The sequence below is a fragment of the Sphaerochaeta sp. S2 genome, assembly GCF_016406725.1.
Taxonomy (GTDB): Bacteria; Spirochaetota; Spirochaetia; order Sphaerochaetales; family Sphaerochaetaceae; genus Sphaerochaeta.
In genome coordinates this window covers 1-1994 of the sequence record NZ_JAEKNT010000514.1, presented here as the reverse complement: position 1 = coordinate 1994, position 1994 = coordinate 1, and the positions used below count along the sequence as shown (strand labels likewise).

Genomic DNA, 1994 nt, shown 5'->3' with positions numbered 1-1994 from the left:
GGTCGCACTGCAGATTACCCACATCCAGGAATCAAGGGTGTCCTTACGTCCAGGCTCGTCAAGGACTTGCAAGCGTGTCTCGTCGGCGTTTACAGCATCCTGTGACAGGATGAAGTCCTTTATTGCCTCGGCGACAGGTTTCAGCTCGTTGCCGGCGCGCATGTGCCAGTTTGCAAAGTTCTGCTCGCTCAGGTCCACACCGAGATTCCTGAAACGTTTTGATATCCTGGTCACAGACAGCCCGCAGAAGAACTTGTCCACTATGGAGGCTGCTATGAGGCTGTCACCGGCAAGGCCACCAGGAATGAACCGTTCGTCAGCAGGCGCTGTGATGATAGTACGTTTTTTGGTGCCGTTCTCGTCATGGGTCTCACCACAACAAGGACAGTAGCCCTTGTCTCTTATCTGCTGGATGATGCTCAGGTTGTTGCTAAGGAGCTCTATGTACTCATGGACATCCGCGCTGTTGATATTCACAATGGTTGTACCGCATTTGTGACACTTGTCCGCAAGCTTGAATTCCTGTTTTTCTCTGGGATAGGAGGGGTCGAAGGTCTGTCTCCCACACCCGTTTCCCCTAGTCCTGTGCTCTGGGTTCCTGTTCCTGGAGCCTTTCTTGTTGGAAGCCTCAAGCTTTTTATCGGATTCAACCAATTCCTTTGCATTATCAATGATTTTCTGTTCTTCATCGCTGAGCTGTTCTTCCTCCGCCTTGCGAATAAGCTCCTCAGAGATGTTGAAGTATTTGCGGTATCTCTCGCTGGAGCTGCCGAACCTGACAAAGAGCTCGAGACGGAGCTTCTGCTCACTGGAACGCACTGCACGTGAGAGGACTTCAATGTCCTCTTCGAGCGTAACGATCTTTTCTAAGAGTGTAGATTTCTCCCTCTTGTCCTTCTTTTTTTCCTTCTCCAGCTCAGCGACACGCATCTGGAGCCTGATTATTTCTTCATCTTTACTTATAAGGGAAATATATCATATTTGGCCAATCTAATCAATATAATTCGTTTGTAGTAAAGGATATAATAGAGGCATAGGCGCTTAAATCTGCATGCAGAGGGCACTCGTTGGAGGCTGGTAAAGAGCCTGGAGAGAAGGTGGGCCTAAAACAGAAAACCGCCAAAACAGGGGCGTACAAGCCCTGTATTGGAGGTTTCAAATACTTACATTCAAATAAATTGTTTTATTTTTATCAGATATGCAGGTCCATTCTGGAGACCAAGCCCCGTGCCTTGAGATGTCCCAAAGGGATGGGGTCTGCCAGCAGCTCGCGAAGCTCATCCGCTGTCATCTGCGCAGCATCCTTGCTGTCCATAGGCCATGAGTAGCGACCATATCGGACGGACCGGGCCAGTAACCAACAGCCCGCCCCTTCACAATATACGATGCGTATCTGCTTTCTGCTGGTCGAACAGAAAACGAATAGGGACTGCTCGTCCATCCTCAGGTCCATGGCCCCGACCACCAGGGAGACCATCCCACGGATTCCCCGTCGGAAATCAGTTGGTCCGACCCGCAGGAATATCTTCTTGCCCTCCAGGCTCGTGTCAAACGGCAGGCCCATCACAGTGCCCCCTTAATCTGGGAGAGAAGCCTGATGCTTTGCTCGTTGCAGCTGAGGCGGTACAGACGACTGCAGCAGTCGTACACATCCTGCTGGAACTTGATCATCTCCTGAAGATTTGGTTCTTGGACTGTTCCCTCACTAACACGCCTGGTTGCTTTTTCCCCAATGTTGTAGCAGACAATGTTAAGGTCTTTGGTCGATTTGGCCTTCTCTTTAGACCTGTTGACTGCAAGACCACTGGTCTTAGGTGGATGTAACCATGTGCTAAGGGTGGACATGGCTATTGGAACATCTGGCAACCTGCAAAATTCGGCTTGGGACAATCCCGATTGCCTGTATCTGCTGATGAGTTCAGTCTTAACTTCTTGTGGATATGCTACGCTTCTTTTCATTTCTTATCCTCCGTAGCCCTATGCTAGGGGATAGT

Annotated in this window: 3 protein-coding genes; all 3 read right to left on the bottom strand. The window is 49.9% G+C overall.

Annotated elements, in window-relative coordinates; genetic code table 11:
- Positions 1-930 (bottom strand): transposase (locus tag JF818_RS15025; protein ID WP_198892826.1); only part of this gene is annotated, 930 nt, incomplete at its 3' end.
- 262 nt (positions 931-1192) lie between these two features.
- Entirely contained in the window at positions 1193-1564 is a 372-nt protein-coding gene (tnpB, locus tag JF818_RS15020) for an IS66 family insertion sequence element accessory protein TnpB (RefSeq protein WP_198892824.1), read from the bottom strand.
- Complete coding sequence (locus tag JF818_RS15015; protein WP_198892822.1) at positions 1564-1959, bottom strand: hypothetical protein; 396 nt, start codon at positions 1957-1959, stop codon at positions 1564-1566. The genes tnpB and JF818_RS15015 overlap by 1 nt, the downstream gene beginning before the upstream one ends.
- Positions 1960-1994: the final 35 nt, after the last annotated feature.

Coding starts and splice junctions, on each gene's coding strand:
- tnpB (WP_198892824.1), bottom strand. CDS start 1,564: ATGGGCCTGCCGTTTGACACGAGCCTGGAGGGCAAGAAGATATTCCTG.
- JF818_RS15015 (WP_198892822.1), bottom strand. CDS start 1,959: ATGAAAAGAAGCGTAGCATATCCACAAGAAGTTAAGACTGAACTCATC.